The sequence below is a fragment of the Arsukibacterium sp. genome (assembly GCF_033721375.1).
Lineage (GTDB): Bacteria > Pseudomonadota > Gammaproteobacteria > Enterobacterales > Alteromonadaceae > Alishewanella.
In genome coordinates, this window is sequence record NZ_JAWWAP010000009.1 from 153,974 (window position 1) to 179,347 (window position 25,374).

21 protein-coding genes and 3 tRNA genes are annotated in these 25,374 nt (G+C 50.2%); 20 read left to right on the top strand and 4 right to left on the bottom strand.

All coding sequences use genetic code 11. From position 1 onward, the window contains the following. Positions 1-58 precede the first annotated feature (58 nt). Entirely contained in the window at positions 59-1,804 is a 1,746-nt protein-coding gene (locus R3187_RS15125; RefSeq protein WP_318967893.1) for a hypothetical protein, read from the top strand. 4 nt (positions 1,805-1,808) lie between these two features. Here R3187_RS15125 and R3187_RS15130 read toward each other — a convergent pair whose 3' ends face one another. Then, the gene (locus R3187_RS15130) at positions 1,809-2,453 is read right to left on the bottom strand and encodes an SCO family protein (RefSeq protein ID WP_318967894.1); all 645 of its coding nucleotides are present in this window, start codon (positions 2,451-2,453) and stop codon (positions 1,809-1,811) included. 162 nt (positions 2,454-2,615) lie between these two features. Between R3187_RS15130 and R3187_RS15135 the strand changes: the two genes are divergently transcribed. The 5 genes from R3187_RS15135 to greA all read left to right on the top strand — a co-directional run bounded on the left by R3187_RS15135 (position 2,616) and on the right by greA (position 9,923). Beyond that, entirely contained in the window at positions 2,616-3,770 is a 1,155-nt protein-coding gene (locus R3187_RS15135) for an iron-containing alcohol dehydrogenase (protein ID WP_318967895.1), read from the top strand. Between the two features lie 254 nt (positions 3,771-4,024). Further along, on the top strand, positions 4,025-4,834 hold the full coding sequence (gene dapB, locus R3187_RS15140) for a 4-hydroxy-tetrahydrodipicolinate reductase (protein ID WP_318967896.1): 810 nt from the start codon (positions 4,025-4,027) through the stop codon (positions 4,832-4,834). Between the two features lie 233 nt (positions 4,835-5,067). Beyond that, positions 5,068-6,198 (top strand): glutamine-hydrolyzing carbamoyl-phosphate synthase small subunit, encoded by a 1,131-nt coding sequence (gene carA / locus R3187_RS15145; RefSeq protein WP_318967897.1) that lies wholly within the window; start codon positions 5,068-5,070, stop codon positions 6,196-6,198. Between the two features lie 30 nt (positions 6,199-6,228). Continuing rightward, on the top strand, positions 6,229-9,450 hold the full coding sequence (gene carB, locus R3187_RS15150; RefSeq protein WP_318967898.1) for a carbamoyl-phosphate synthase large subunit: 3,222 nt from the start codon (positions 6,229-6,231) through the stop codon (positions 9,448-9,450). After that, positions 9,447-9,923 (top strand): transcription elongation factor GreA, encoded by a 477-nt coding sequence (greA, locus tag R3187_RS15155; protein WP_318967899.1) that lies wholly within the window; start codon positions 9,447-9,449, stop codon positions 9,921-9,923. The genes carB and greA overlap by 4 nt, the downstream gene beginning before the upstream one ends. 62 nt (positions 9,924-9,985) lie before the next feature. Here the strand turns inward: greA and R3187_RS15160 are convergent. Further along, positions 9,986-10,059, bottom strand: a tRNA-Gly gene (locus R3187_RS15160). Between the two features lie 279 nt (positions 10,060-10,338). Here R3187_RS15160 and R3187_RS15165 point away from each other — a divergent pair. From R3187_RS15165 to R3187_RS15175, 3 genes are all read left to right on the top strand, one after another. Further along, positions 10,339-10,605, top strand: coding sequence for a DksA/TraR family C4-type zinc finger protein (locus R3187_RS15165; protein WP_318967900.1), 267 nt, complete (start codon positions 10,339-10,341; stop codon positions 10,603-10,605). A 173-nt stretch (positions 10,606-10,778) separates the two neighbouring features. Beyond that, a complete protein-coding gene (locus R3187_RS15170; RefSeq protein ID WP_318967901.1) occupies positions 10,779-12,368 on the top strand; it encodes a methyl-accepting chemotaxis protein in 1,590 nt (529 codons plus the stop codon). After that, a complete protein-coding gene (locus R3187_RS15175; RefSeq protein WP_318967902.1) occupies positions 12,358-14,067 on the top strand; it encodes a putative bifunctional diguanylate cyclase/phosphodiesterase in 1,710 nt (569 codons plus the stop codon). Before R3187_RS15170 ends, R3187_RS15175 begins: the two co-directional genes overlap by 11 nt. Here R3187_RS15175 and R3187_RS15180 read toward each other — a convergent pair. Further along, complete coding sequence (locus tag R3187_RS15180) at positions 14,064-15,827, bottom strand: DEAD/DEAH box helicase (RefSeq protein WP_318967903.1); 1,764 nt, start codon at positions 15,825-15,827, stop codon at positions 14,064-14,066. The two genes, R3187_RS15175 and R3187_RS15180, sit on opposite strands and share 4 nt — an antisense overlap. A 158-nt stretch (positions 15,828-15,985) precedes the next feature. Here R3187_RS15180 and R3187_RS15185 point away from each other — a divergent pair, with 158 nt between their 5' ends. Then, a complete protein-coding gene (locus R3187_RS15185; protein ID WP_318967904.1) occupies positions 15,986-16,384 on the top strand; it encodes a hypothetical protein in 399 nt (132 codons plus the stop codon). On the opposite strand, the gene yhbY is transcribed toward R3187_RS15185, so the two are convergent. Beyond that, complete coding sequence (gene yhbY / locus R3187_RS15190; protein WP_318967905.1) at positions 16,385-16,681, bottom strand: ribosome assembly RNA-binding protein YhbY; 297 nt, start codon at positions 16,679-16,681, stop codon at positions 16,385-16,387. An 82-nt stretch (positions 16,682-16,763) separates the two neighbouring features. On the opposite strand from yhbY, the gene rlmE reads away from it, so the two are divergent. The 10 genes from rlmE to nusA all read left to right on the top strand — a co-directional run bounded on the left by rlmE (position 16,764) and on the right by nusA (position 25,353). Continuing rightward, a complete protein-coding gene (gene rlmE, locus R3187_RS15195; RefSeq protein WP_318967906.1) occupies positions 16,764-17,393 on the top strand; it encodes a 23S rRNA (uridine(2552)-2'-O)-methyltransferase RlmE in 630 nt (209 codons plus the stop codon). A gap of 56 nt (positions 17,394-17,449) precedes the next feature. Continuing rightward, positions 17,450-19,372: an ATP-dependent zinc metalloprotease FtsH gene (ftsH, locus tag R3187_RS15200; RefSeq protein WP_318967907.1), complete on the top strand. Its 1,923-nt coding sequence runs from the start codon at positions 17,450-17,452 to the stop codon at positions 19,370-19,372. A gap of 105 nt (positions 19,373-19,477) precedes the next feature. Next, positions 19,478-20,317, top strand: coding sequence for a dihydropteroate synthase (gene folP, locus R3187_RS15205; protein ID WP_318967908.1), 840 nt, complete (start codon positions 19,478-19,480; stop codon positions 20,315-20,317). Next, a complete protein-coding gene (glmM, locus tag R3187_RS15210) occupies positions 20,314-21,648 on the top strand; it encodes a phosphoglucosamine mutase (RefSeq protein ID WP_318967909.1) in 1,335 nt (444 codons plus the stop codon). The genes folP and glmM overlap by 4 nt, the downstream gene beginning before the upstream one ends. Positions 21,649-21,767: 119 nt before the next feature. After that, the gene (tpiA, locus tag R3187_RS15215; RefSeq protein WP_318967910.1) at positions 21,768-22,505 is read left to right on the top strand and encodes a triose-phosphate isomerase; all 738 of its coding nucleotides are present in this window, start codon (positions 21,768-21,770) and stop codon (positions 22,503-22,505) included. Positions 22,506-22,507: 2 nt separating this feature from the next. Continuing rightward, complete coding sequence (gene secG / locus R3187_RS15220; RefSeq protein WP_318967911.1) at positions 22,508-22,831, top strand: preprotein translocase subunit SecG; 324 nt, start codon at positions 22,508-22,510, stop codon at positions 22,829-22,831. Between the two features lie 12 nt (positions 22,832-22,843). Continuing rightward, a tRNA-Leu gene (locus tag R3187_RS15225) sits at positions 22,844-22,928 on the top strand. A gap of 75 nt (positions 22,929-23,003) precedes the next feature. Continuing rightward, positions 23,004-23,080: transfer RNA gene (locus R3187_RS15230), tRNA-Met, on the top strand. Between the two features lie 286 nt (positions 23,081-23,366). Further along, positions 23,367-23,822 carry a ribosome maturation factor RimP gene (rimP, locus tag R3187_RS15235; RefSeq protein WP_318967912.1) on the top strand — a complete coding sequence of 152 codons (456 nt, stop codon included), beginning with the start codon at positions 23,367-23,369 and terminating at the stop codon, positions 23,820-23,822. A 34-nt stretch (positions 23,823-23,856) separates the two neighbouring features. Continuing rightward, positions 23,857-25,353: a transcription termination factor NusA gene (nusA, locus tag R3187_RS15240; protein ID WP_318967913.1), complete on the top strand. Its 1,497-nt coding sequence runs from the start codon at positions 23,857-23,859 to the stop codon at positions 25,351-25,353. Positions 25,354-25,374: the final 21 nt, after the last annotated feature.

Here is a 25,374-nt window from a genome sequence, read left to right on the forward strand (position 1 = left end):
ATCACACCTGGTATGACGTGTATCGAAAAACTTCTTTAATAGTTTAAGGAGATACACTATGAAAAAGCTCGTTATGTTATTGATTGTAACCTGTACTGTTGCCGGTATCAGTTATACCGTGTACAGCAGGCAGCAGAATCATTCTGCACTATCTGCATCTGCATCAGCACCAGCACCAGCATCAACATCAGCAGCAATAGCCGCTAAAAACTATTTACCTGAAATTGCCCCTGTCGGGGCCACGTTTCTCGAAGGCCTCGGTAACTTCAGCCTGCCAGTCAGCACGACTAACCCGGAAGCGCAGCGCTGGTTTAATCAGGCGATGATTCTGACCTATGGTTTTAATCATCAGGCGGCAGAGCGCTCTTTTCTGAAAGCGATTGAATCAGATCCTGCTTGCGCGATGTGCTGGTGGGGGGCGGCTTTGGTACTGGGGCCTCATGTTAATGCCGCGATGGATCCGGCGAATAACGCGCCGGCATGGCAGCGGTTGCAAAAGGCGCAAGCACTTGCCAGCTCTGCCAAGCCCTGGGAGCAGGCATTTATCAGCGCGTTAGCGGCACGTTATGCTGTGCCGGCCAGCGCAGATCGCGCTGCTTTGGATAAAGCCTATGCCGGCGAGATGGCCAGTCTGACAAAGACCCTGCCGGATAATCTGGAAGCTGCCACTTTATATGCCGAAGCAATGATGAACCTGCAGCCCTGGAATTACTGGGACGACAACGGCAAGCCAGTGGGTGACACCATGAACATTGTGCAGGTATTAGAAGGCGTTATAGCGCGCGATGCCAATCATGCCGGCGCCCTGCACTTGTATATTCATGCGGTGGAAGCGTCAGATGAGCCAGAGCGCGGTGTTGTTGCAGCTGATCGTCTGCGCACCCTGATCCCCGGCTCCGGCCATTTGGTGCATATGCCAGCCCATATTTATGCCCGCGTCGGGCGCTGGCAGGATGCGGTGATTGCCAACCAACGGGCAATTGAAGCTGATGATACTTACCTTGCAGCATGCCGGCCTGGCCCCGGTGTTTATCCGCTTGGTTATGTGCCACACAATCATCATTTTCTCTGGTTTGCGGCGACGATGACAGGTAATAAAAAAGTGGCCCTGGCCGCTGCCGACTCAACATATCAGCGAACCAGTGACGCTAATCTGATGCGGATGCCGGGGATGGAGGCAATGCAGAATTTCGCGTCTACGCCGTTGTTTGCCATGGTCCGGTTTGGTCAGTGGCAGGATATCACTGCTATCGCAAAACCGGCTGACGATTTACCCTATATGGTCGCGATATGGGAATATGCCCGGGGAATGGCAGCGCTGCGTACCGGTAACATCAGCCAGGCTATTGCTCATCACAAAGCCTTAAGTGGGCTTACCACATCGCCAGTCATAGCAGCAATGACAGTCTGGAACCGCTATTCGCTGATCCACTCGGTAAAGCTGGCCGAGCGGATATTAGCGGCAGAACTGGCATGGCAAGCTAATGAACATGACGCAGCCTTTACGGCGCTGCGTCAGGCGCTGGCAATTGAAGATAAGCTATTGTATGACGAGCCACCGGCATGGCATGCTCCGGTCAGGCAGACTCTTGGTTTTATGTTGCTAAATTCAGGGCAGGCGGCCGAGGCGGAAACAGTATATCGGGAGGAGCTGCGCCGCAACCCGGAGAATGGCTGGTCACTGTTTGGCCTGGAGCAGGCATTACGGCAACAGGGTAAAACCGGCGATGCCGATACGATGGCAAAGCGGTTTGAGCAGGCATGGAGACATGCGGATATTACCCTGACCGCCTCCAGGTTATAGCAGGCTAAGGCGCTGGCAGCGCCGAGAAATCCGCTGCCAGCTCAGCCGGATCCAAAGGCGCTTTCCAGTACCCGGCCATCCGACCTTGCGGGTCCAGCAACACCAGCGCGGTAGAGTGTTCAATGCTATATTTTTCACCCTCCAAAGCGGGCAGTCTTACCTGGGCCATACCTAAGCTCGCCAGCAAGGTAGTCAGTTCTTTATCAGCTCCGGTCAGAGCTGTCCAGCGCGGTTCAAACCAGTTTATAAATTGTTTCAAACTGGCTGCGCTATCACGCTCTGGGTCAACCGTAATAAATACCACATTATGATGCCGTTGCCCGCTCATCTGCTCCTCGGCCGACTTTAACAGCGCCAGGGTCAACGGACAGATATCAGGGCAGGAGGTAAAACCTGAGAAAATCACGGTCCACTGACCCACAAGGTTAGCATTGGCAAAGGCAGCACCATGCTGATCAGTCAGTATAAACGCCGCCAACGGCCGTGGAGCCGGCAGCACTGTGCCATAGCTTAGCGTCAATGGAGACAGCGCCAATGGGGACAGCGAGGCAGTTGGCGACGACGAGGCGGGCTGGGGTTCAGTACAGGCGATAAGCGTCAGTAGCAGCGCCAGCAACGGCAATGCAATGGCCCGGTTTAGTGATGGCATAGCAGTGATTTCATAAAGAATGGCTGGCAATATCCGTTAATGGCAACAGCAAAGAGTATTGCGGTAAAAGGTAAAAATAGCTAACTGCAACTTGAACTAGCGGCGTCTGCCCACATAACTCAGGTATATCTGCAACGGTGCAGTAGCCTATCCGGAGTGTAAATGCTTAATTTTTCCTATCAGAATCCAACCCGTATTGTGTTTGGTAAAGATCAGCTTAGTCAATTAGCCAAATTAATTCCCGCCGGCAGTAAGGTGTTAATGTTATATGGCGGTGGCTCCATTAAGAACAATGGCGTTTATGATCAGGTTATAACCGCCCTGACAGATTTTGACTGGCAGGAATTCAGCGGCATTGAACCTAACCCCAGCTTTGAAACCCTGATGAAAGCAGCAGACTTAGTCCGCGAGCAGAAAATTGACTTTCTGTTGCCGGTGGGCGGCGGCAGTGTGATTGATGGTGCCAAGTTTGTCGCTGCTGCGGCAGTGTATCCGGGCGATGCCTGGGATATTCTGGCTAATCGCGGCAAAGTAGAGCAGGCGGTAGCGCTCGGCTGCGTGTTAACCCTGCCGGCCACCGGTACTGAGAGTAATGGCAATTCTGTGGTTACCCGTTATGAAACCCAGCAAAAACTGTCGTTCAGCAGCCCGTTGGTGTATCCGCGATTTGCAATTCTTGACCCTACCGTCACCTTCAGCCTGCCACCGCGCCAGGTAGCTAATGGTGTGGTCGATGCCTTTGTCCATGTAATAGAGCAGTATTTAACCTATCCGGTTAATGCGCCGGTACAGGATCGTTTTGCTGAAGGTTTACTGCAAACCCTGATTGAAGAGGGTCCCAAGGCACTAAGCGACCCGGATGACTATGAGGTGCGGGCGAATATTATGTGGGCCGCGACGATGGCGCTGAATGGCCTGATTGGTCAGGGTGTGCCGCAGGACTGGGCAACCCATATGATTGGCCATGAAATTACCGCGCTGTACGGCCTCGACCATGCCCAGACGCTGGCCATCGTGCTACCAGCCCTAATGCAACAGCAGCGGGTGCAAAAGCGCGACAAGTTGCTGCAGTTCGGTCAGCGGGTCTGGCAGCTGAGTCATCAGGATGAAGAGCGGTTAATTGATGACACCATTACCCATACCCGGGCGTTTTTCGAGCAAATGGGCGTGCCAACCCGCCTGGCAGACTATGGCATTGCTGCCGATGCGGTGGATAAACTGGTAGCAAACCTGCAGGCGAATGGCATGGTAAAGCTCGGCGAGCATGGCGATATTGATTTAGACGTTTCACGGCAGATTTTGCAAAAAGCGGTGTAATTGGAGCATGTTGCAATGAAATAAAGGTCGGAACATCTGCCGGGCTCGCCACAGCAACTCGCTCCCGCTGGCGCGTCCGCTCAGACACTCTGTGTCGACCCAACAGACGCCACGACCTTTATTTTTTCACGTCAGGTTGCGACATCTCTGCACAGAGTTCATAAGAAATAGCCATTAAGATGGCTATTTCGCTTCCTAGTAACGGCCGCTTTTGTTTTAATAGCGGCCATTCTTGTTAATTTTTGAGTCAGAATATGCCTGCAATCGGAATCTTCGGCGCTAACGGCCGGATGGGTCGTGCCCTTACTACTGTTGCCAATGAGCAGCAGTTGAACTTAACAGCGGCTACGGTGCGAGCCGGCTCGTCATTAGTTGGCGTTGATGCCGGTGAGCTGGCAGGTTGTGGCAAGCTGGGGCTGGCGCTGAGTGAAACCGGCGAAAGCAGTATTAACCATGCTGATATCTGGGTTGATTTCACTATGCCCGACGCCATGCTGGCGCATCTTAAGCTGGCAGTTGCCGCGAAAAAAGCCATGGTGATTGGGGTAACCGGCCTGACCGACACGCAATATCAGCAGTTACAACTGGCGAGTGAGCATATTCCGATTGTCTGGGCGCCGAATATGAGTGTCGGCGTCAACCTGCTGCTGCATCTGGTGCAAACCGCCGCCCGGGTAATGGGCCAGACCGCCGATATCGAAATTATCGAAGCACATCACCGCTATAAAAAAGACGCGCCGTCAGGCACCGCCATGGCCATTGGCAGCACCATTGCCAAAACCCTGGGGCGTGATCTGAACGAGGTGGCGGTGTATGGCCGGGAAGGCATTACTGGCGAGCGGGCGCAACAAACTATTGGCTTTGCCACCGTGCGGGGCGGCGATATTATTGGCGATCACACCGCACTTTTTGCAGATTTAGGCGAAAGGCTGGAAATAAGCCACAAAGCCTCCAGCCGCAACACCTTTGCCCAAGGCGCGCTGCGCGCTGCTTTGTGGTTGCAAAACAAACAGCCCGGACTTTATTCCATGCAGCAAGTGCTGGGATTGGCAGACTTAACGTAAGCTTTTGAGCAACTAAACATAAAAACGTGTTAAAGCTGGTATTTTTGTAAAAACCTAAAATAGCCATAGCCAAAAGTAAGCTTTTCGCCTAAAATAAGCAGGTTTGCCCGGTCTCTGGCTTGCGCCATTTGCCCGGTCGTCTCACCCGGTAAAAACCGGATAAGAATTTTGGGTCAAAACGGGTTGTAAAACACACTAGGTTTTCGCCCGTTTTTTGCTGTTTGGAGGTTATTTTGACTAAGTCCGCCCTGCTCGTACTGGAAGACGGCACCGTATTTCACGGTACAGCCATTGGCGCTGAAGGAGTTTCTGTAGGTGAGGTGGTGTTTAACACCTCGATGACCGGTTATCAGGAAATACTCACTGATCCCTCATACGCAGAGCAGATAGTAACACTTACTTACCCACATATTGGTAACACCGGAACCAATAGTGAAGACGAGGAATCCGGCCAGGTTTGGGTTAAAGGCCTGATCATCCGTGACCTTCCTCTGTTAGCCAGTAATTTCCGTAATCAACTCTCACTTAGTCAATACCTCACAAAACATAACATTCTTGGCATTGCCGATATCGATACCCGTAAACTGACCCGGATCCTGCGGGAAAAAGGCGCCCAGAACGGTTGCATTATGGCCGGCGACGCGCTGGATGAAGCAGATGCACTGCAACGGGCTAAAGGCTTTGCCGGCCTGGCTGGCATGGATTTAGCCAAAGAAGTGTCGGTTAAATCAACTTACCAGTGGAGTGAAGGCAGCTGGGCACTGGGCGAAGGCCACCGGCCGGCCGCGCCGGAGCAGTTTCATGTGGTCGCTTTCGATTATGGGGTTAAGCATAATATCCTGCGGATGCTGGCTGACCGCGGCTGTAAACTTACCGTGGTGCCGGCGCAAACGACAGCTGCCGATGTGTTAGCGCTTAATCCTGATGGTGTCTTTTTATCGAATGGTCCTGGCGATCCGGCGCCCTGTGACTACGCCATCACCGCTATTAAAACCTTGTTAGAGAAGAATATCCCACTGTTTGGGATCTGTTTAGGTCATCAGTTACTGGCGCTGGCCAGTGGTGCTAAAACCTCGAAAATGAAATTTGGTCACCATGGTGCTAACCATCCGGTGCAGAATCTTGACAATAAAAAAGTGCTTATCACCGCACAGAATCACGGTTTTGCGGTAGACGAAGCCACCTTGCCGGCCAATTTACGGGCCACCCATAAATCGCTGTTTGATGGTTCACTGCAGGGCATTCACCGTACGGACAAGCCGGCGTTTAGCTTTCAGGGCCACCCTGAAGCCAGCCCGGGTCCGCACGAAGCCTCTGAGCTGTTCGACCACTTTATTGCGCTGATGCAACAGCATACCGCCTGAGCAAACACGAATTACGGAGATTAAGCTGCAATGCCAAAACGTACCGACATAAAAAGCATTCTGATTATTGGCGCCGGCCCGATCGTAATCGGTCAGGCCTGCGAATTTGACTATTCAGGCGCCCAGGCCTGTAAAGCGCTGCGTGAAGAAGGCTACCGGGTTATTCTGGTCAACTCTAATCCGGCCACCATTATGACTGATCCGGAAATGGCTGATGCCACCTACATCGAGCCCATTCACTGGCAGGTTGTTGAAAAAATTATTGAAAAAGAGCGGCCCTGTGCTGTTCTGCCGACAATGGGCGGCCAGACTGCACTGAATTGCGCGCTGGAATTAGAAAACAATGGTGTACTGGCTAAATACAATGTGGAAATGATTGGTGCCACCGCCGATGCTATCGACAAAGCTGAAGATCGTGGCCGCTTTGATAAAGCAATGCGCTCAATCGGCCTGGCATGTCCGCGCGCCGGCTTCGCCCATTCAATGGAAGAAGCCTATCAGGTGCTGGATGAAATCGGCTTTCCCTGTATTATCCGACCGTCATTTACTATGGGTGGTTCAGGCGGTGGTATTGCGTACAACCGCGAAGAGTTTGAAGAAGTCTGTACCCGTGGTCTTGATTTATCACCGACCAAAGAGCTGCTGATTGACGAGTCGCTGATTGGTTGGAAAGAATACGAAATGGAAGTGGTGCGCGACAAAAACGATAACTGCATTATCGTCTGTGCCATTGAAAACTTTGACCCGATGGGCGTGCATACCGGTGATTCAATCACGGTAGCGCCGGCGCAAACCCTGACTGATAAAGAATATCAGATTATGCGCAACGCTTCTTTGGCGGTGCTCAGGGAAATTGGCGTTGAAACCGGTGGCTCGAACGTGCAATTTGGTATTAATCCGGTTGATGGCCGGATGGTTATTATTGAAATGAACCCGCGGGTATCACGCTCATCTGCCCTGGCGTCAAAAGCGACCGGTTTTCCGATAGCGAAAGTGGCCGCCAAATTAGCGGTAGGCTACACCCTCGATGAACTGGCGAACGACATTACCGGTGGCAGAACCCCGGCGTCATTCGAGCCAAGTATCGATTATGTCGTGACTAAAGTTCCCCGTTTTAACTTTGAAAAATTTGCCGGTGCTAATGATCGGTTAACCACCCAGATGAAGTCTGTGGGTGAAGTAATGGCCATTGGCCGTAACCAGCAGGAATCATTGCAAAAAGCCTTGCGCGGTTTAGAAATTGGCGTGTCGGGTCTTGACCCGATTATTGATATCAGCCAGCCGGAAGCCAAAGAAAAGCTGACCCGTGAGCTGCGCGAGCCGGGCTCGCACCGTATCTGGTACATTGCTGATGCGTTTCGTTTTGGCATGAGCATGGATGAAATTTTCACCCTGACCAATATAGATCGCTGGTTCCTGGTACAAATTGAAGATTTAGTTAAAGAAGAACAGGCGCTGGCGACAGATGGCTTTGCTGCCCTGGATGAGAAGCGCTTAAAACGCTTAAAACGCAAAGGTTTTGCCGACAGCCGGATTGCTGCCGTGCTGGGCGTCAGTGAAAACGAAGTGCGTAAAAAGCGTCATGGCTACAAGCTGCACCCGGTTTACAAACGGGTTGATACCTGTGCTGCAGAATTTGCTTCTGACACCGCTTATATGTACAGCACCTATGATGAAGAGTGTGAAGCAGCGCCGACTAACCGCGATAAAATTATGATTATCGGCGGTGGCCCGAACCGGATTGGCCAGGGTATTGAATTTGATTACTGCTGTGTTCATGCTGCGCTGGCGCTGCGCGAAGACGGTTATGAAACCATTATGGTTAACTGTAACCCGGAAACCGTTTCCACAGATTACGATACCTCTGACCGGTTATACTTCGAGCCTATTACGCTGGAAGATGTGCTGGAGATTGTGCGGATTGAGCAGCCAAAAGGCGTTATTGTTCAGTATGGTGGCCAGACGCCACTTAAATTAGCCCGTGCCCTGGAAGCCAATGGCGTGCCAATTATCGGCACATCACCCGATGCGATTGACCGCGCTGAAGATCGTGAGCGCTTTCAGCAGGCGGTAGAGCGTTTGGGTTTAAAGCAGCCACAAAATGCCACCGTAACCAGTGTCGAAGAAGCGTTATCGCGTGCCCATGAAATTGGCTTTCCGATGGTGGTTCGTCCGTCTTACGTGCTGGGCGGCCGGGCGATGGAAATTGTCTATGATGATCAGGATCTGCGCCGTTATATGACCGAAGCGGTCAGCGTGTCGAATGACTCGCCGGTGCTGCTGGATAACTTCCTCGATGATGCGATAGAAGTTGATATCGATGCCATCTGTGATGGCAAGGAAGTGATTATCGGCGGCATTATGGAGCATATCGAGCAAGCCGGGGTGCACTCCGGGGATTCGGCCTGTACCTTACCACCGCACAGCTTAAGTCCGGCCATTCAGGATGTGATGCGCGAACAGGTGAAAAAACTGGCACTGGAGCTTGGCGTAGTCGGCTTAATGAACACCCAGTTTGCGGTAAAAGACAATGAAGTGTACTTAATTGAAGTTAACCCAAGGGCTGCCCGTACCGTGCCGTTTGTGTCCAAGGCGACCGGTATGGCGGTGGCGAAAGTCGGTGCCCGGTGTATGGTCGGCCAGTCACTGGCTGCACAAGGTATTACCAAAGAGATTATTCCTCCGTATTTCTCGGTAAAAGAAGTGGTAATTCCGTTTAACAAGTTCCCGGGTGTTGACCCAATCCTTGGCCCTGAAATGCGTTCAACCGGCGAAGTCATGGGCATTGGTGATACCTTTGAAGAAGCTTTTGCCAAAGGTGAGTTAGGATCAGGCACGCTGATCCCAACCGGTGGCCGTGCCTTGCTTTCGGTGCGCGACAGCGATAAAGTGCGGGTTGTTGAGTTGGCTAAGCGGATGGTGGAAATCGGTTTTGAGCTGGATGCCACAGGCGGTACTGCCAAAGCGCTGGCTGCAGCCGGCGTGCCGTGTCGCACAGTAAACAAAGTATATGAAGGCCGGCCGCATATTCTGGACCGGATCAAAAACGGTGAATACAGTTACATCGTTAATACCACTGAAGGGCGCCAGGCAATTGAAGACTCCAAAGTATTACGCCGCGGTGCACTGCAGCACAAAGCCAACTATACTACAACGCTAAATGCGGCATTCGCGACATGTAAAGCGAATGCGGCAAGTGCCTTTAATAACGTTAATTCAATTCAGGAATTACATAAGAGAGTGAACGGATGAGTCAAATCCCGATGACAGTTCAGGGCGCAGAAGCATTGCGTGTTGAACTGCACGAGCTTAAATCGGTAAAGCGGCCAGCAATTATTCAGGCTATTGCTGAAGCTCGCGCCCATGGCGATTTAAAAGAAAATGCCGAATACCATGCAGCCCGCGAACAGCAGGGTTTTTGTGAAGGCCGTATTCAGGATATTGAAAGTAAATTATCGAATGCGCAGATTATTGATATCAGCAAAATGCCAAACAACGGCAAAGTCATTTTCGGTGCGACGGTGTCTATTTTAAATCTGGATACCGACGAAGAAGTGACCTACCGGATAGTGGGTGACGATGAGGCAGATATTAAAAACAATTTAATTTCTGTCAACTCACCGATAGCCCGCGGTTTAATCGGCAAGGCTGTTGACGATGTAGCAAATATCACCACCCCAAAAGGTGTGGTGGAGTTTGAAATTACCGCCGTTAAGTATATCTGACGCTAAAAGCTTCAATTGAATAAAAACGCCAGGCTTGCCCTGGCGTTTTTTTATCTGAAAACTGGAGCGGGTGGCGGGAATCGAACCCGTGTCTAAAGCTTGGGAAGCTTTCATTCTGCCATTGAACTACACCCGCGTGGTGTGGCCGCTAAATTACTGCAATATCTGGCTTGCCGTCAACGCAAGCGTCTTCGAAAATCATCAGAACTGATATTTTTTTTAATGTCTGACTAAAGAAAAACTTATTATTCTTTTGCAGGGACTGCTGGTTTCGCTGTAAGCAACTGCGACATTTCCCGCTGATAACGCCGTTCTCTGCACCCGGATTGGCCTTTTGAAACTGGCAATTCTGGCCAGGAGCAGCAATGCTTAGTAGCGACAGTGTGTTTAAGTAAGCTGGAGGGAGGAAAATAGTATGGCTGGCGGTTGGTCGCGGGATGGGGCAGTTCAGGATCAAATTGATGCGAGCGTTGATGATGCGGTGCAACGGGTCCGGAATAAATTAACGGTTGGTGATAGTGCAGTTCATTGTGATGAATGTGACAAGCTTATTCCTGAGCAGCGCCGTAAAGCAGTTCCGGGCGTTCGTTTGTGTATTGCCTGCCAGGCGGCATTTGAAAAAAAGGACAAGCAAGCTGGCGGCATTAACCGTCGCGGCAGCAAGGACAGTCAACTGAGATAGACTGTAAAGCGACTGAAAACCGGAACGACACGGTTAGATTAATATTATGTAATCAGTATGTTGTAACAGATTTTTTATTGATCGTAATCAATCGATGGCTGATGTTTTCGCTTCGCCCGCCTGATGCTTGTGTTTAAAATTAAAACAGAGCACACAGCACAGGCAGGGACGATATGCGACGAAATACAGCGGTAACGGGGCGTGAACTGCTACCCGGAAAAAATGCTTATTTGATAACCACCACGGATCCACGGGGTGTGATTACGGCCGTTAATGCCGAATTTGAAGCGATATCGGGTTATAGCGCCGACGAGCTGATTGGTAAAAATCACAATATTATCCGCCACCCAGACATGCCTGCAGCAGCGTTTAAAGATTTATGGCAAACGGTTAAACAGGGAAGCTCCTGGCGCGGTGCCGTTAAAAACCGCTGTAAAAATGGCGATCATTATTGGGTTGATGCTTATGTGACACCGGTGTTTCAAAACGGTGAGTTGGTTGAAATTCAGTCAATAAGAACGTTGTTACAGCCTGAGCATAAAACCCGGGCAGAAGCCCTGTACCGCCAATGGCGCGAGGGTGACTTACCGACACGCTATCTTAAACCTGCCAGCCTGGTTAGTAAATTAGCAGTCGCGCTTGGCAGTCTGACATTACTGTTAAGTGGATTGCTCTTGAGCTTTGGCTACTGGCAGTTCAGTTTGCCGCTGATTATGACAGCACTGGGTGGCGGCTTATTTGCACTACAGTCGGCCAAACTGAAGCGATTACAGCAAATAGCACTGAAAAGCAGCAGCAACCTGCCGATGACGTTTATTTATACTGGCCGTACCGATAATGCCGGGCAGATAGCATTTGCATTGTCGACGCAGCGCCAGGAAATCCGCGCACTGATGGCCAGATTGGTCGCTGTAACTGAGAGTCTGGGCCAAATCAGGCAGCAGACCAGCAGCCATATTGCCGGTTCGGTCCGGCAAAGTCAGAATCAGTATCAATCGGTAGAGGCGCTGGTGGTTGAGATTGCAGGGATGATCGATAGTCAGCACCAGGTTTCAGAAGTCGTCGCTGATAGCGCTAAACTAACTGATGAAACCGCATTAGCGGCAGAGCAAGGCGCTATACAGCTGCAGCAACTACTGGCATTTACCCAGCAACTGGACAAGCAGATCGCCGGCTTAGGCGAGCAGTTTACTAATGTAAACGTGCAAAGTGACAATATCATCAATGTGGTGACAGTGATCCGCGACGTGGCGGGACAAACGAATTTGCTGGCATTGAATGCGGCAATCGAAGCGGCCAGAGCAGGCGAGCAGGGCCGGGGTTTTGCTGTGGTTGCTGACGAAGTGCGGGCACTGGCAGCCCGCACTGCTCAGTCTACTGAAGAAATCAGTCAGATCATTTCCGGGTTACATGCCGGCGTGCGGGATTCTGCCCAGGCGATGACAACAGCAAGGGAAACGCTTGGGGTTACGCTGCAGGCTGCTGCCGAGGCGTCAGCGGCTATCGCCCAGATCTCTGCTGCAGTAACTCGTATCCGCCAGCAGTTGCAGCAGGTTAGCGCGTCTTGTCAGCAGCAACTCGGCTGTTGTGACAGCCTGCAATATGCTTCGACAGCCATTTCCGGTCTTGCCTCCGATTCAGCCGCCGCCGCCCAGAGTGCCGAGAAATTCAGTATCCAACTTAGCAGCCAGGTTGAAGGTTTGGGAGTACTTGCCCGGCATTTTCTCTCTGAACAGGATAAGGCTGTCCTGAATGCAAACTGATAGAAGTGAAAATGTTACTCCTGACGATCCGCATGTTTTCTATCTGCAGCAATTATCTGATTACTTGCTGCATGAAAGCGGCGAAGGGGTGATGCTGACCGACCATCAGGGCCACATCTTAGCGGTCAATGCCAGTTTCAGTCAGATAACAGGGTTTAGCGCAGATGAGGTCAGTGGCAAGAAAACCGCAATTTTGCGCTCTGACCATCATCCTCCGGAGTTTTACCAGCAATTATGGTACAACATTCAGCACAAGGGGCGGTGGCAGGGTATTGTCTGGAACCGGCGTAAGGATTGCTCAGTATATCAACAGAGTCTGAAAATCCGGGCAATTTATGACCGTCAGCAAGCTGTCAGCCATTATATTGCCTTGATCCGTGATTTAACGCTGCAAACTGCAGAAGCAGGGCATCATCACGCGCTGACCACGCTTGACCGGCTGACAGGGCTGGGTAACCGGGATATGCTGGTCAGTCGGTTCTCGCAACAACTGGCACAAAGCCGTGATAATTGTTTTCACTTATATGTTATCTGGATAGATGGTGGCCAGCTGGCCAGCGTCAATCAGCAATTTGGTTTAGCCAGTGGCGATATGTTGATCCAACAACAGGCACAGCGGTTGCAACAATGGACAAGTGGCAAAGATACCCTTATCCGATTGTATGCAGATGACTACATTATTCTTAAACCAGCAGTATATCCGGCAAAAGCCAGTTATTTCGATATGCTGGTGCAACGGTTGGCGCAGCCGGTGTGTCTGGGAAATCATCAAGTGACGGTTGCGCCGGCAGTGGGTGTTTCCTGTTATCCGGCAGATGGCGATCAGGAAGAACAATTGCTATATGCCGCAGAAAGCGCAATGCTGGAGGCGAAAAAGCAGGGGGCAAATTGCTGGTGCATGTTCAACACCAGACAAGGTCAGGCTAATATCCGCCGTCATATGCTTAAACATAAGCTGACTGAGCAACTGCAACATACCCCGGATCAATTACAGCTATATTTTCAGCCCAAAGTATTAATGGAAACCGGTACTATTTGTGGTGCAGAAGCGCTGATCCGCTGGCAGCTGCCTGGCGAGGGATGGGTGAGTCCGTCTGAATTGATCAGTATTGCAGAGGAAAGCCGGCTGATTATTTCCCTCGATCGCTGGGTTGTGGCTGAAGTGTGCCGGATAATGCATCGTTATCTGCAACAGAATATTTGTTTTCCGTTACTGTCGTTTAATATTTCAGCCAAACAACTTAATGAGCATGATTTTGCAGACTGGCTGAGCAACTGCCTGGCGAACTGGGGAATTAAAGGCCATCAGCTGGAAATGGAAGTGACCGAAAGTGCGTTTATCGACAACGAAATGGAGGCGATAAAATTACTGCGCAGCTTGCAGCAATCCGGGTTAAGAATAGCACTGGATGATTTTGGCACCGGTTACTCCAGTCTGAGCTATCTGAAAGACATGCCGCTGAATACGGTCAAAATTGATCGATCGCTGATTAGCGATATTACCACCAATCAGCGGGCACAATGTATTGTTCGTAATCTCAGAATGCTGGCCACTGATTTGCAGCTTAGTCTGGTGGTAGAAGGCGTTGAAACAACAGAACAGCATCAACTGCTGCGGCAACTTGGCTGTCAGCGGGCGCAGGGGTATTACTTTGCGAGGCCCTTACCCGGCACCGAGTTTGTTGCGATGCTGGGTTAGCCTGCGGGCGGCATAAAATCCTGCTGATTTTGATAGCGGCCACGGTAGTCAAAAAAGATATCCAGCTGCTGCCAGCCTTTAGCCTGTTTTTTTAACAGAATAAGTTGCGGCATCCTGAATTTATGCTGATCGGCGACCAGCTCGCTGGCAGTTTGGTAGTTTTTTGGTTTAAGGCCAGGCGTGCGGCTGTGCGGGTGCACAAATAGCGCATATAGCGCCCGGCGCTGAGCTGCGGTATCCAGTTTAAAATGGCGGTAAAACGGGTTGCCGTCATTGTCCAGATACTGCACCTGCAGCACGCCTTGCTGCTCACTGAGGAACATTTGCTGACAACGAAACAAATGATGATGCTGCTTGTTTAATACTTCTTTCAAGCGTTTATCCGGATCGATAAGTTGCGACTGGCAGTGCTGACAGGCCCTGGCAGCAATGTCATTTTCACCGCCACAGTCCGGACAGATCCGGGCCCGAAACCGGTAGTGACACTGTTCCGGCGCAGTGCTGGCAGTGTGCTCAAGTAAGCCCTGACAACGCCGGCCATAGTGCTCAATAATATCGCCATCGTTATCAACCAGGCCCCAAAATGTATTGGCGAAGCCGCATTCAGGGCAGGGTACCTGTACCGGTACTGATTTACTGCTTGGCCGCGGGCTGCCCACTTCCGGGTAGAATAAATCATAACCATTGGCGGCATAATCAATAATCAGACACTGGGTTTTATCCGGCGCACTGCGCAAACCACGGCCAACCATTTGCTGAAATAAGCTGACCGATGCCGTCGGTCGCATAATTGCAATTAAATCAACATGGGGGGCATCAAACCCTGTGGTCAGTACGGCAACATTAACCAGAAACTTCAGCTGTTTTGCTTTAAAAGCGGTGATAAGCTGATCACGTTCTTTATGACTGGTTGTAGCAGTAAGCAGTGCCGCCTGCTGACCCTCCGTCTTAAGCAGGCCAAGAATTTCTTCGGCATGGCGTACGGTGGCGGCAAAAATAATGATGCCTTGCTTACCGGCCGCCAGCTGACACAACTGGCCGGTAATCAGTTTGGTTGCCCGGCCCATTTTCCCCAATACCGACTCTATTTGCTGTTCGCTGTAATCCATGCCACTTAGCGGCTGCAAGCTGCTAAAATCATATTGCGCGGATAAACCATCCAGTAATACCGGTTTGGCTAAATAGCCTTTACTGATCAGCGGCCGTAGTGGCAGTTCGAATATACAGCGCTCGAAAGGGGCGTGTTCGGTTGAGCCCACCCGGCCATGGTAATGGCTCTGATAAATCCAACCGGTGCCAAGGCGATAAGGCGTGGCTGTCAGGCCAAGTACTTTAAGTTGCGGGTTCTGCTGGCGCAAATGACTAAACAGCTGCTGATACTGACTACCCTCAGTCAGGCTCACCCGATGACATTCATCAATTATCAGCAGCGAAAAAGCCTGGCTGAACTGTGCCAGATTACGGGCGGCAGATTGGACGCTGGCAATAACCGTTTTCGCTGCGCTGTCTTTTTGCTTCAGTCCTGCAGCGAAGATGCTGCCGGCAGTGGTCAGTAAGCCGACTTTTTCGGCATTCTGGGCCACCAGCTCTTTCACATGGGTCAGAATAAGCACCCGGCCTCTGGCCACTCTGGCCAGTTCAGCCAGTACCAGGCTTTTGCCGGCACCGGTAGGCAGTACCATTACCGCAGACTGTGTACTTTGCTTAAAATGGCCGATAGCGGCAGCAACAGCCTGTTGCTGGTAGTCTCTTAATTGCATTTTGTTTTCAATGGTTTTCAGCTGTATCCATCTGGTTATTTACTACTGTCAGCTTGCTTTACGCTATCTATTAATAAATTTTTACAATTTAAACACAGGTCAGAGTTTTGATCTCTGGCGTATAGGGTAGAGTAACCGGAAGTAGACCGGAGTGACCAATGAAAAATAAAAAAGCATTTAGTCTGAATCTGGAACAAAGGGTGTTGTGGGTGCGGGCTGATGGTATCTGGAACAACCGCACCGCTCATGACTACATCACAGAGCTGCGGCAACTGGTGCAACCGATATTAGCTGAGCCCTGGGCTATAGTGCTGGATATCCGGCACTGGCAACTAAGCCCTGCTGAGGTATTTAGCGTGTTAAACGATAACACCCGTTGGTGTTTCGAACATAATTTGCGCCATGTTGAAACGATATATGCCGATAATGCGGTAGTGATGTGGCAGTTTTTAAAAGCAACTGATGCGGTCAAACCGGATAATCTGGTAAGCCAGGTGGCAACGGATGAAACAGCTGCCCGTCAGTCATTGCAGGCAGCTGGCTTTTTAGCTGAGTGATCAGCCGCGGGGTAACTGAATTTTCTTTGCTTCACTCTGGCGGTACAACACCAGTGTTTTGCCGATTACCTGTACTTTTTCGGCTTTAGTTTCCCGGATGATCGCATCCATAATAAACACTTTCTGCTCGCGATCTTCAGTCGGCACTTTTATTTTAATTAGTTCATGAAAGTTCAGCGCTACTTCAATTTCAGCGATTACACCTTCGGTCAGGCCATTGCCACCCAGTAAAATAACGGGTTTTAGCTCATGGGCTTTGGCTTTTAAAAATTGTTTTTGTTTATTGGTTAAACTCATATAGGTAGAATATCCGGATTCAAGCTTGAATTTTGCCTATTGTAGCGCCATCTCAGGCATAACACTATTTAAGAGTGGTACCATGACCAAGAAAAAGCGCTCTGCCAGTTCAACCCGCTGGTTGAAAGAGCATTTTGATGATCACTTTGTGCAAAAAGCACAGAAACTGGGGTTACGTTCCCGCGCCTCTTTCAAGTTAGAAGAGATCCAGCAGCAGGACAAGCTGATGAAACCCGGCATGACCGTGGTCGATTTGGGCTCGGCGCCCGGCAGCTGGTCGCAGTACGTCGTTGGCGTGGTAGGCACATCGGGTACAGTGATTGCCTGTGATATTCTGCCAATGGACCCGTTAGCCGGTGTAGCTTTTTTACAGGGTGATTTTCGGGAGGAGGCAGTTTTAGAAGCCTTACTGAGCCGGATCGGTGGTAAAACCGTAGATGTGGTATTATCTGACATGGCGCCGAATATGAGTGGCAATGATACCACTGATCAGGCTCGTTCCATGTATCTGGTAGAACTGGCATTAGATATGTGTCAAAAAGTATTGAAGCAAAATGGCAGTTTTGTGGTCAAAGTGTTTCAGGGGGACGGTTTTGAAAACTTTTTAAAGGATATCAGAGCCTTGTTCACCACCGTAAAAATACGTAAGCCCGATTCATCCCGCGCCAGATCACGGGAAACATATATCGTGGCGACCGGCTTCAAAGTTTAGTACAGTAGCCGGTAACTTTTTATTAAGCGAAAAATGAGGTTATAACCTTGAGCGACATGGCAAAAAATCTGATTGTCTGGTTGGTTATCGCTGTTGTACTGATGTCAGTATTCAACAGCTTCGGCCCGAGTGAAAATACGGACAGGCAAACCAGCTACACCCAGTTTATTAAAGACGTTAATCAGGGCCAGATCCGCGAGGTCAAGATTGAGCGCAGTGGTGTTATTACCGGCTTACGCAGCAGTGGTGAGCGTTTTGAAACCGTGTTACCGGTTAACGATCCTAAACTGATGGACGACTTACTCGCCAATGAAGTACGGGTAATTGGCGCAAAACCAGAAGAAAGCAGCTGGCTGGCCACGATCTTTATTTCATGGTTCCCGATGCTGTTATTGATCGGCGTCTGGATTTTCTTTATGCGCCAGATGCAGGGCGGCGGTGGTAAAGGTGCCATGTCGTTTGGCAAAAGCAAAGCGCGGCTGATGGGCGAAGACCAGATTAAAACCACTTTTGCTGATGTTGCAGGTTGCGATGAAGCCAAAGAAGAAGTCTCTGAACTGGTTGATTATTTGCGCGACCCTTCACGCTTTCAGAAGCTGGGCGGCAAAATTCCGAAAGGCGTGTTAATGGTAGGGCCACCGGGAACCGGTAAAACCCTGTTAGCAAAAGCCATTGCTGGTGAAGCTAAAGTACCGTTCTTCACTATTTCCGGTTCTGATTTCGTTGAAATGTTTGTTGGTGTTGGTGCTTCGCGGGTTCGCGACATGTTTGAACAAGCCAAAAAAGCGGCACCCTGCATTATCTTTATCGATGAAATTGATGCGGTAGGTCGCCAGCGTGGTGCCGGTTTAGGCGGTGGTCATGATGAGCGTGAGCAAACCCTGAATCAGATGCTGGTAGAAATGGACGGTTTTGATGGCAATGAAGGTATCATTGTTATTGCTGCCACTAACCGGCCAGACGTACTTGACCCGGCATTACTGCGTCCGGGCCGTTTTGACCGTCAGGTTGTGGTAGGCTTGCCTGATGTTAAAGGCCGTGAACAGATTTTAAAAGTGCATATGCGTAAAGTACCGCTGGCGGATGGTGTTGATGCCTCGGTTATTGCCCGCGGGACGCCTGGGTTCTCGGGTGCAGACTTAGCCAATCTGGTAAACGAAGCTGCATTATTTGCTGCCCGCAGCAGTTGCCGGGTAGTGTCAATGGATGAGTTTGAAAAAGCCAAAGATAAGATCATGATGGGTGCCGAGCGCCGCTCTATGGTGATGACCGAAAAGGAAAAAGAGGCTACCGCTTATCATGAAGCGGGTCATGCTATTGTTGGCCGCTTAGTGCCGGATCATGATCCAGTTTACAAAGTGAGTATTATTCCTCGCGGCCGGGCATTAGGCGTAACAATGTATCTGCCTGAACGCGACAGGGTAAGCCACAGCAAGCGTCATCTGGAAAGTATGATTAGCTCCTTGTTTGGCGGACGGATCGCAGAAGAAGTTATTTACGGCTTTGAATCTGTGACAACCGGGGCTTCAAACGACATTGAACGTGCCACCGATCTGGCCCGTAAAATGGTTACGCAGTGGGGCTTTTCAGAGAAACTGGGGCCGTTGCTCTATGCTGATGAAGATGGCGAAGTGTTTTTAGGCCGCTCTGTCAGCAAAAACAAGCACATGTCAGAAGATACCGTTAAGGCCATCGATGCTGAGATCAGGGTGTTTATCGACCGCAATTACGTGCGCGCGAAGAAACTGATTGAAGAAAATATGGATATTTTACATGCGATGAAAGATGCGCTGATGAAGTATGAAACCATAGACGCCAAACAAATTGATGATTTGATGGCACGGCGTGATGTGCGGCAACCGGAAAACTGGGAGCCGCGCGATAAAGGCAATAGTGACGATGATGGTGCTGGTAAAGCGAAAACCGAAAGCGAAGGTCCGGTAGCCACCGATAAGCCTTCTGAAGGAAACGTACATTAAGAGCATGCACGATTAGCTTACTCTGGTTATACTCCAAACCCCGGTTATCCGGGGTTTATTTTTTTGTGCCCCGAACACCAGAGGATCTCTCTCGAGGTAATGAATATGCAGCTACAACTTCCCCGCCAGCGCCAGTTAGATTTATCCCGGCCGGTGGTTATGGGTATTTTAAATATTACGCCTGACTCATTTTCTGACGGCGGCTTGCACCTTTTGCCAGAGACAGCTTTGCGTCAGGCTGAGCAGATGCTGGCTGATGGCGCAACTATCCTGGATATTGGCGGTGAATCGACCCGCCCCGGGGCGACTGCTGTATCGTTGCAACAGGAACTTGACCGGGTCGTGCCAGTGATTGAAGCAATCCGGCAACATTTTGATTGTGTGATATCGGTAGACACCAGTAAAGCCGGAGTTATGGCCGCGGCTGTGAAGGCTGGAGCCGATATGATTAATGACGTCCAGGCCTTACAGGGAGAAGGCGCACTGACATGCGCAGCTGATTTAAACGTGCCGGTTTGTCTGATGCATATGCAGGGCGCACCCGGCACCATGCAGTTGCAGCCTCAATATGACGATGTAGTTGCTGAGGTAGTAAAGTTTTTGCAACGACGGGCATTGGATTGTCAGTTTGCCGGTATTACTAAAAACCAGATTATGCTGGACCCTGGCTTTGGCTTTGGTAAAACACTCAGCCATAACTACCAGCTACTGGCGGCACTGGAGCCGTTAGTAAAACTCGGTTATCCGGTATTGGCCGGTATGTCGCGCAAGTCGATGATAGGTCAGTTGCTTAATGTGCCATTAAATCAGCGTTTGGCAGGCAGTCTGGCCTGTGCCACAATTGCTGCACTACAGGGAGTCCGGATAATTCGGGTCCATGATGTAAAGGAAACAGTACAAGCAGTGCGGGTTGCAACCGCAGTGCGCTACGGAGTAGAAGAATGAGCAGAAAATATTTTGGAACTGATGGCGTGCGTGGCCGGGTCGGTGAGTTTCCGATAACGCCGGAATTTGCAATGAAACTGGGCTGGGCCGCTGGTCGTGTGTTATCGGCCCGCGGTACCAGAAAAGTATTGATAGGCAAGGACACCCGGATTTCAGGTTACCTGCTGGAAACTGCACTGGAAGCCGGGCTGGTAGCTGCCGGGGTAGATGTAAGGCTGTTAGGGCCCATGCCAACACCTGCTGTCGCCTATTTAACCCGGACGTTCCGGGCCGAAGCCGGTATTGTTATCAGTGCTTCGCATAATCCGTATTATGACAATGGCATTAAATTCTTCTCTGCTGACGGTACTAAGTTGCCCGATGAAGTAGAGCTGGCTATTGAACATGAACTTGAACAGCCTATGGTGTGCGAACCATCAGAAAAGCTTGGCCGGGCTATGCGGATAGACGATGCGGCGGGTCGCTATATTGAGTTTTGTAAAAGTCATTTAAAAAACCATTTATCATTAAAAGGCCTGAAAATTGTTATCGATTGTGCCCATGGCGCGACTTACCATATTGCGCCAGCGGTTTTTAAAGAGCTTGGTGCAGAAGTGGTAGCAATTGGCTGCAAACCTGACGGTTTCAACATTAACGACAAATGTGGTGCAACCCATACCGATTTGTTGCAGCAAACCGTGCTGGAGCAACAGGCCGATTTAGGCATTGCCTACGACGGAGATGGTGACCGGGTAATGATGGTTGATCAGCAGGGGCGGGTACTGGATGGTGATGAAATCGTTTACATCATCGCCCGCTACGCTCAGCGGGAAAGTATGCTGCAAGGTGGTGTGGTTGGCACCCTGATGAGTAACCTCGGCCTGGAGCTTGCTCTGGCAGCACTGGATATCCCGTTTGCCCGCAGTGCGGTCGGGGATCGCTATGTGATGGAGCTATTGCGCGAGAAAAACTGGCGAATTGGCGGAGAAAACTCAGGCCATATCCTTAATCTGGATCATGCCTGTACTGGTGACGGCATTATCGCCTCGTTACAGGTATTAAATGCTATGCTGGTAACAGGCGAAAGTCTGGCTCAGTTAACTGATGGTATGCAAAAGCTACCGCAAGTGCTGGTTAACGTTAAATTCGAAAAAGGCACTGCACCGCTGGAAAAGCAGCATGTTAAACAGAAAATTGCTGAAGTGGAAACCTTACTGGCCGGCAAAGGCCGGGTACTGATCCGTAAGTCAGGCACCGAACCGCTGATCCGGGTTATGGTAGAAGGCGAAGATGCCGTGCTGGTTAGGGAGTATGCCGAGCAAATTGCAGCGGCAGTAAAGCTGGCAAGTTAAGCTGAAGCGACTGCGGTTGCACATAATAACCGCAGTCAGCCGCTTGCTAACCTGTTTGAGCTTGTTCTTCGTGGCTGGCTTGGTTAGTATTCCGACGTTTTAATCAGGAAAAAAATGTTATGTCTGCAAAAAAACTGATCGCTGCCAACTGGAAAATGAACGGCTCCAGGGCACTGGTAGAGGCTGTTGTCCAGCAGTTAACATACTTGAGTCCGGACGTCGATGTGTTGCTTTGTCCGCCGGCTACCCTGTTGCCCCTTTTTCCGGCCAGTCGGCATTATGCGCTTGGTGCCCAGAATTTAAGTGAACATGAGCAGGGTGCTTATACCGGGGAACTCAGTGCTTCGCTGATTAGCGAAACCGGCGCGAGCTATGTCCTGGTCGGCCACTCAGAGCGTCGGCAGTATTATGGCGAAACAGATCAGCTGGTTTGTCTGAAAATGCAGCAGGCTGTTAGCTCAGCTTTAACCCCAGTGCTTTGTATTGGCGAAACTTTAGCTGAGCGACAGCAAGAAAATACCGAGCAGGTTATTGCGAAACAATTGGCGGCGGTGTATGCTTCGCACCCCGAATTACTGGCAAACTCAGTGATCGCTTATGAGCCAGTATGGGCCATAGGCACGGGTGAATCAGCGACACCGGAGCAAGCGCAGGCAACGCATGCGTTTATCCGCAAGCAGTTGGCACAGTATGATGCTGAAGCCGCGGCGAAGGTAAGAATTTTATATGGTGGCAGCGTTAACGCGGCAAATTGTAACGCGTTATTTGCTCAAGCTGATATTGATGGTGCATTAGTTGGCGGTGCCAGCTTAAAACCTTCAGAATTTATGCAAATTTGCCAGAGTGCAAAGGACTAAGCATGTACGAGATTATTATTGTAGTTTATTTATTGGTGGCTATGGCCTTGATTGGTCTGGTATTGATTCAGCATGGTAAAGGCGCCGATATGGGTGCTGCTTTTGGTGCAGGCGCTTCATCTACGGTGTTTGGCTCATCGGGTACCGGTAACTTTTTAACCAAAACTACCACTATCCTGGCAACCCTGTTTTTTGTGCTGAGTATTGTTTTAGGTAACTATACAGCAAAACAAAGCGCACCCGTTGATGAATGGGATTTAACAGCACCGGCTGTGGAAGAAGCACCGGTTAAGAAAGACGATAATAGTGACATTCCGGTAGGCTAACTTCTCTTTTCTGCCGAGGTGGTGAAATTGGTAGACACGCTATCTTGAGGGGGTAGTGTCTTCGGACGTGCGGGTTCAAGTCCCGCTCTCGGCACCAACTATATTCGCAGCTTTGTGTTGCAAGGCTTGCGGTAACAGGCAAGGCGCTATATAATATGCGCCATTAGACGGACGCGGGATGGAGCAGTCTGGTAGCTCGTCGGGCTCATAACCCGAAGGTCGTCGGTTCAAATCCGGCTCCCGCAACCAACTTTAGGTTAACAGTTATATTGAGAAAGTGCCCTTGGGCTCCTCTTTATAACCGCAGGGCGAAGGTCGCAAATCCGGCTCCCGCAACCAAATTTTAGGTCGTCGGTTCGCTCTTAAATATTCAGAGCTCCCGCAACCAAATTAAAACAACATTTCATTGGCGATATGGGTGTTGTTTGGATGTTACTTCGCCCCGCTTGTTCGGGGCGTTTTCGTATCTGGCGTGTCAGTTTTAAGCAGTAATGGGCGCTATGCCCATTTTTTATTGGTGTATTCGGAGGTCTTTTTGACTAAACAAGAACAACAACTGACAGAGTTGTTGAGCCCGACAGTAACCGCTGCCGGCTTTGATTTATGGGGCATTGAGCTGCTGCGTGCTGGCAGGCATACGACGTTGCGACTGTATATTGATCATAGCGATGGCATTACCGTTGAAAATTGTGCTTTGGTAAGCCGTGAAGTCAGTGCCGTGCTGGATGTCGAAGATCCAATTCCTACCGAATATACCCTTGAGGTTTCATCACCTGGTTTAGCCCGGCCGCTGTTTACCGAAGCACATTTTACAAGTGCTGTCGGCCAGCAAATTGAAGTTAAGCTGACAATAGCACAAGATAACAGAAGAAAATTCAAAGGCATGTTGCAGGCGATTGACGCTGACATGTTAGTTATGGAAGTCGATGGCAAACCCTATCGTTTGCTGATGGATAATATAGACAAAGCAAACGTAGTACCGGTTTTTTAAGGTATTCGGGTCGCGTCAGAACGAGGCAGATACAATGGCAAAAGAAATATTATTGGTTGTCGATGCAGTATCGAATGAGAAATCCGTACCGCGGGAGAAAATTTTCCAGGCACTGGAATTTGCATTAGCTGCAGCCACTAAAAAGAAAAATGAAGGCGACATTGAAGTACGGGTTAATATTGACCGTAAAACCGGTTCGTATGAGACTTTCCGGCGTTGGGAAGTTGTGGCTGATGATGCGGTGCAAGAACATCCAACCCGTGAAATTACCTTGTCGGCAGCGCAATATGACGCGCCAGAAGTGCAGATAGGTGATTTTTACGAAGAGCAGATCGACTCTATTGAGTTTGACCGGATCACCACTCAGATGGCCAAACAGGTTATCGTTCAGAAAGTACGTGAAGCTGAACGCTCTCAGGTTGTTGAAGCCTATATTGACCAGGTTGGTGAGCTGGTAACCGGTATCGTTAAAAAAGTGAACCGCGACAGTATCATCGTTGACTTGGGCAACAATGCCGAAGCTATGTTACCGCGGGAAGAAATGTTACCGCGCGAAACCTATCGCCCAGGCGACCGGATTCGTACCTTGTTATTTGATGTAAAGCCAGAAGCGCGCGGTGCTCAGCTGTTTTTAAGCCGTGCCCGGCCGGAAATGCTGTTGGAATTGTTCCGGATTGAAGTGCCGGAAATTGGCGAAGAGATGATTGAGCTGCGCGGTGCTGCGCGTGACCCGGGTTCGCGGGCCAAAATTGCTGTGAAAAGTAATGACCGCCGGATTGACCCGGTTGGCGCCTGTGTTGGTATGCGCGGCTCGCGGGTACAAGGAGTGTCAAACGAGTTGGCTGGTGAGCGGGTTGATATCGTGTTGTACGATGATAACGATGCCCAGTTTGTGATAAATGCTATGGCACCTGCTGAAGTTGCCTCCATTATTGTTGATGAAGATGCTCATTCGATGGATATCGCGGTAGAAGATTCCAACCTGGCGATGGCGATAGGCCGCAATGGTCAGAATGTTCGGTTAGCCAGTCAGTTAACCGGTTGGGAACTGAACGTGATGTCAGTATCCGATATGAAGAAAAAGCATCAGGAAGAAACAGAAAAAGTCCGTCAGGCCTTTATGGATGCGCTGGAAATTGACGAAGACTTCGCTGACGTACTGGTTGAGGAAGGTTTCTCAACCCTGGAAGAAGTGGCCTATGTGCCAATCAGTGAATTGCTGTCTATCGACGGTTTTGATGAAGAAATAGTTGAAGAGTTGCGTGGTCGGGCGAAAGCCGTACTGACTACCCGGGCGCTGGCCAGTGAAGAATCGCTGGAAGACGCCAAACCAACTGAAGCGCTGTTGGCGCTGGATGGTTTAGATACCCACACTGCATATGTTATTGCCAGCAAAGGTGTTACTACCCTGGATGATTTAGCTGAGTTAGGTGTCGACGATTTATTAGATATAGCAGATGTAACTGAACAAAAAGCGGCTGAGCTGATTATGGCAGCGCGTAATATTGTTTGGTTTAGTGAAAGTAACTGAGTAGTCAACGGAGGTAACAAC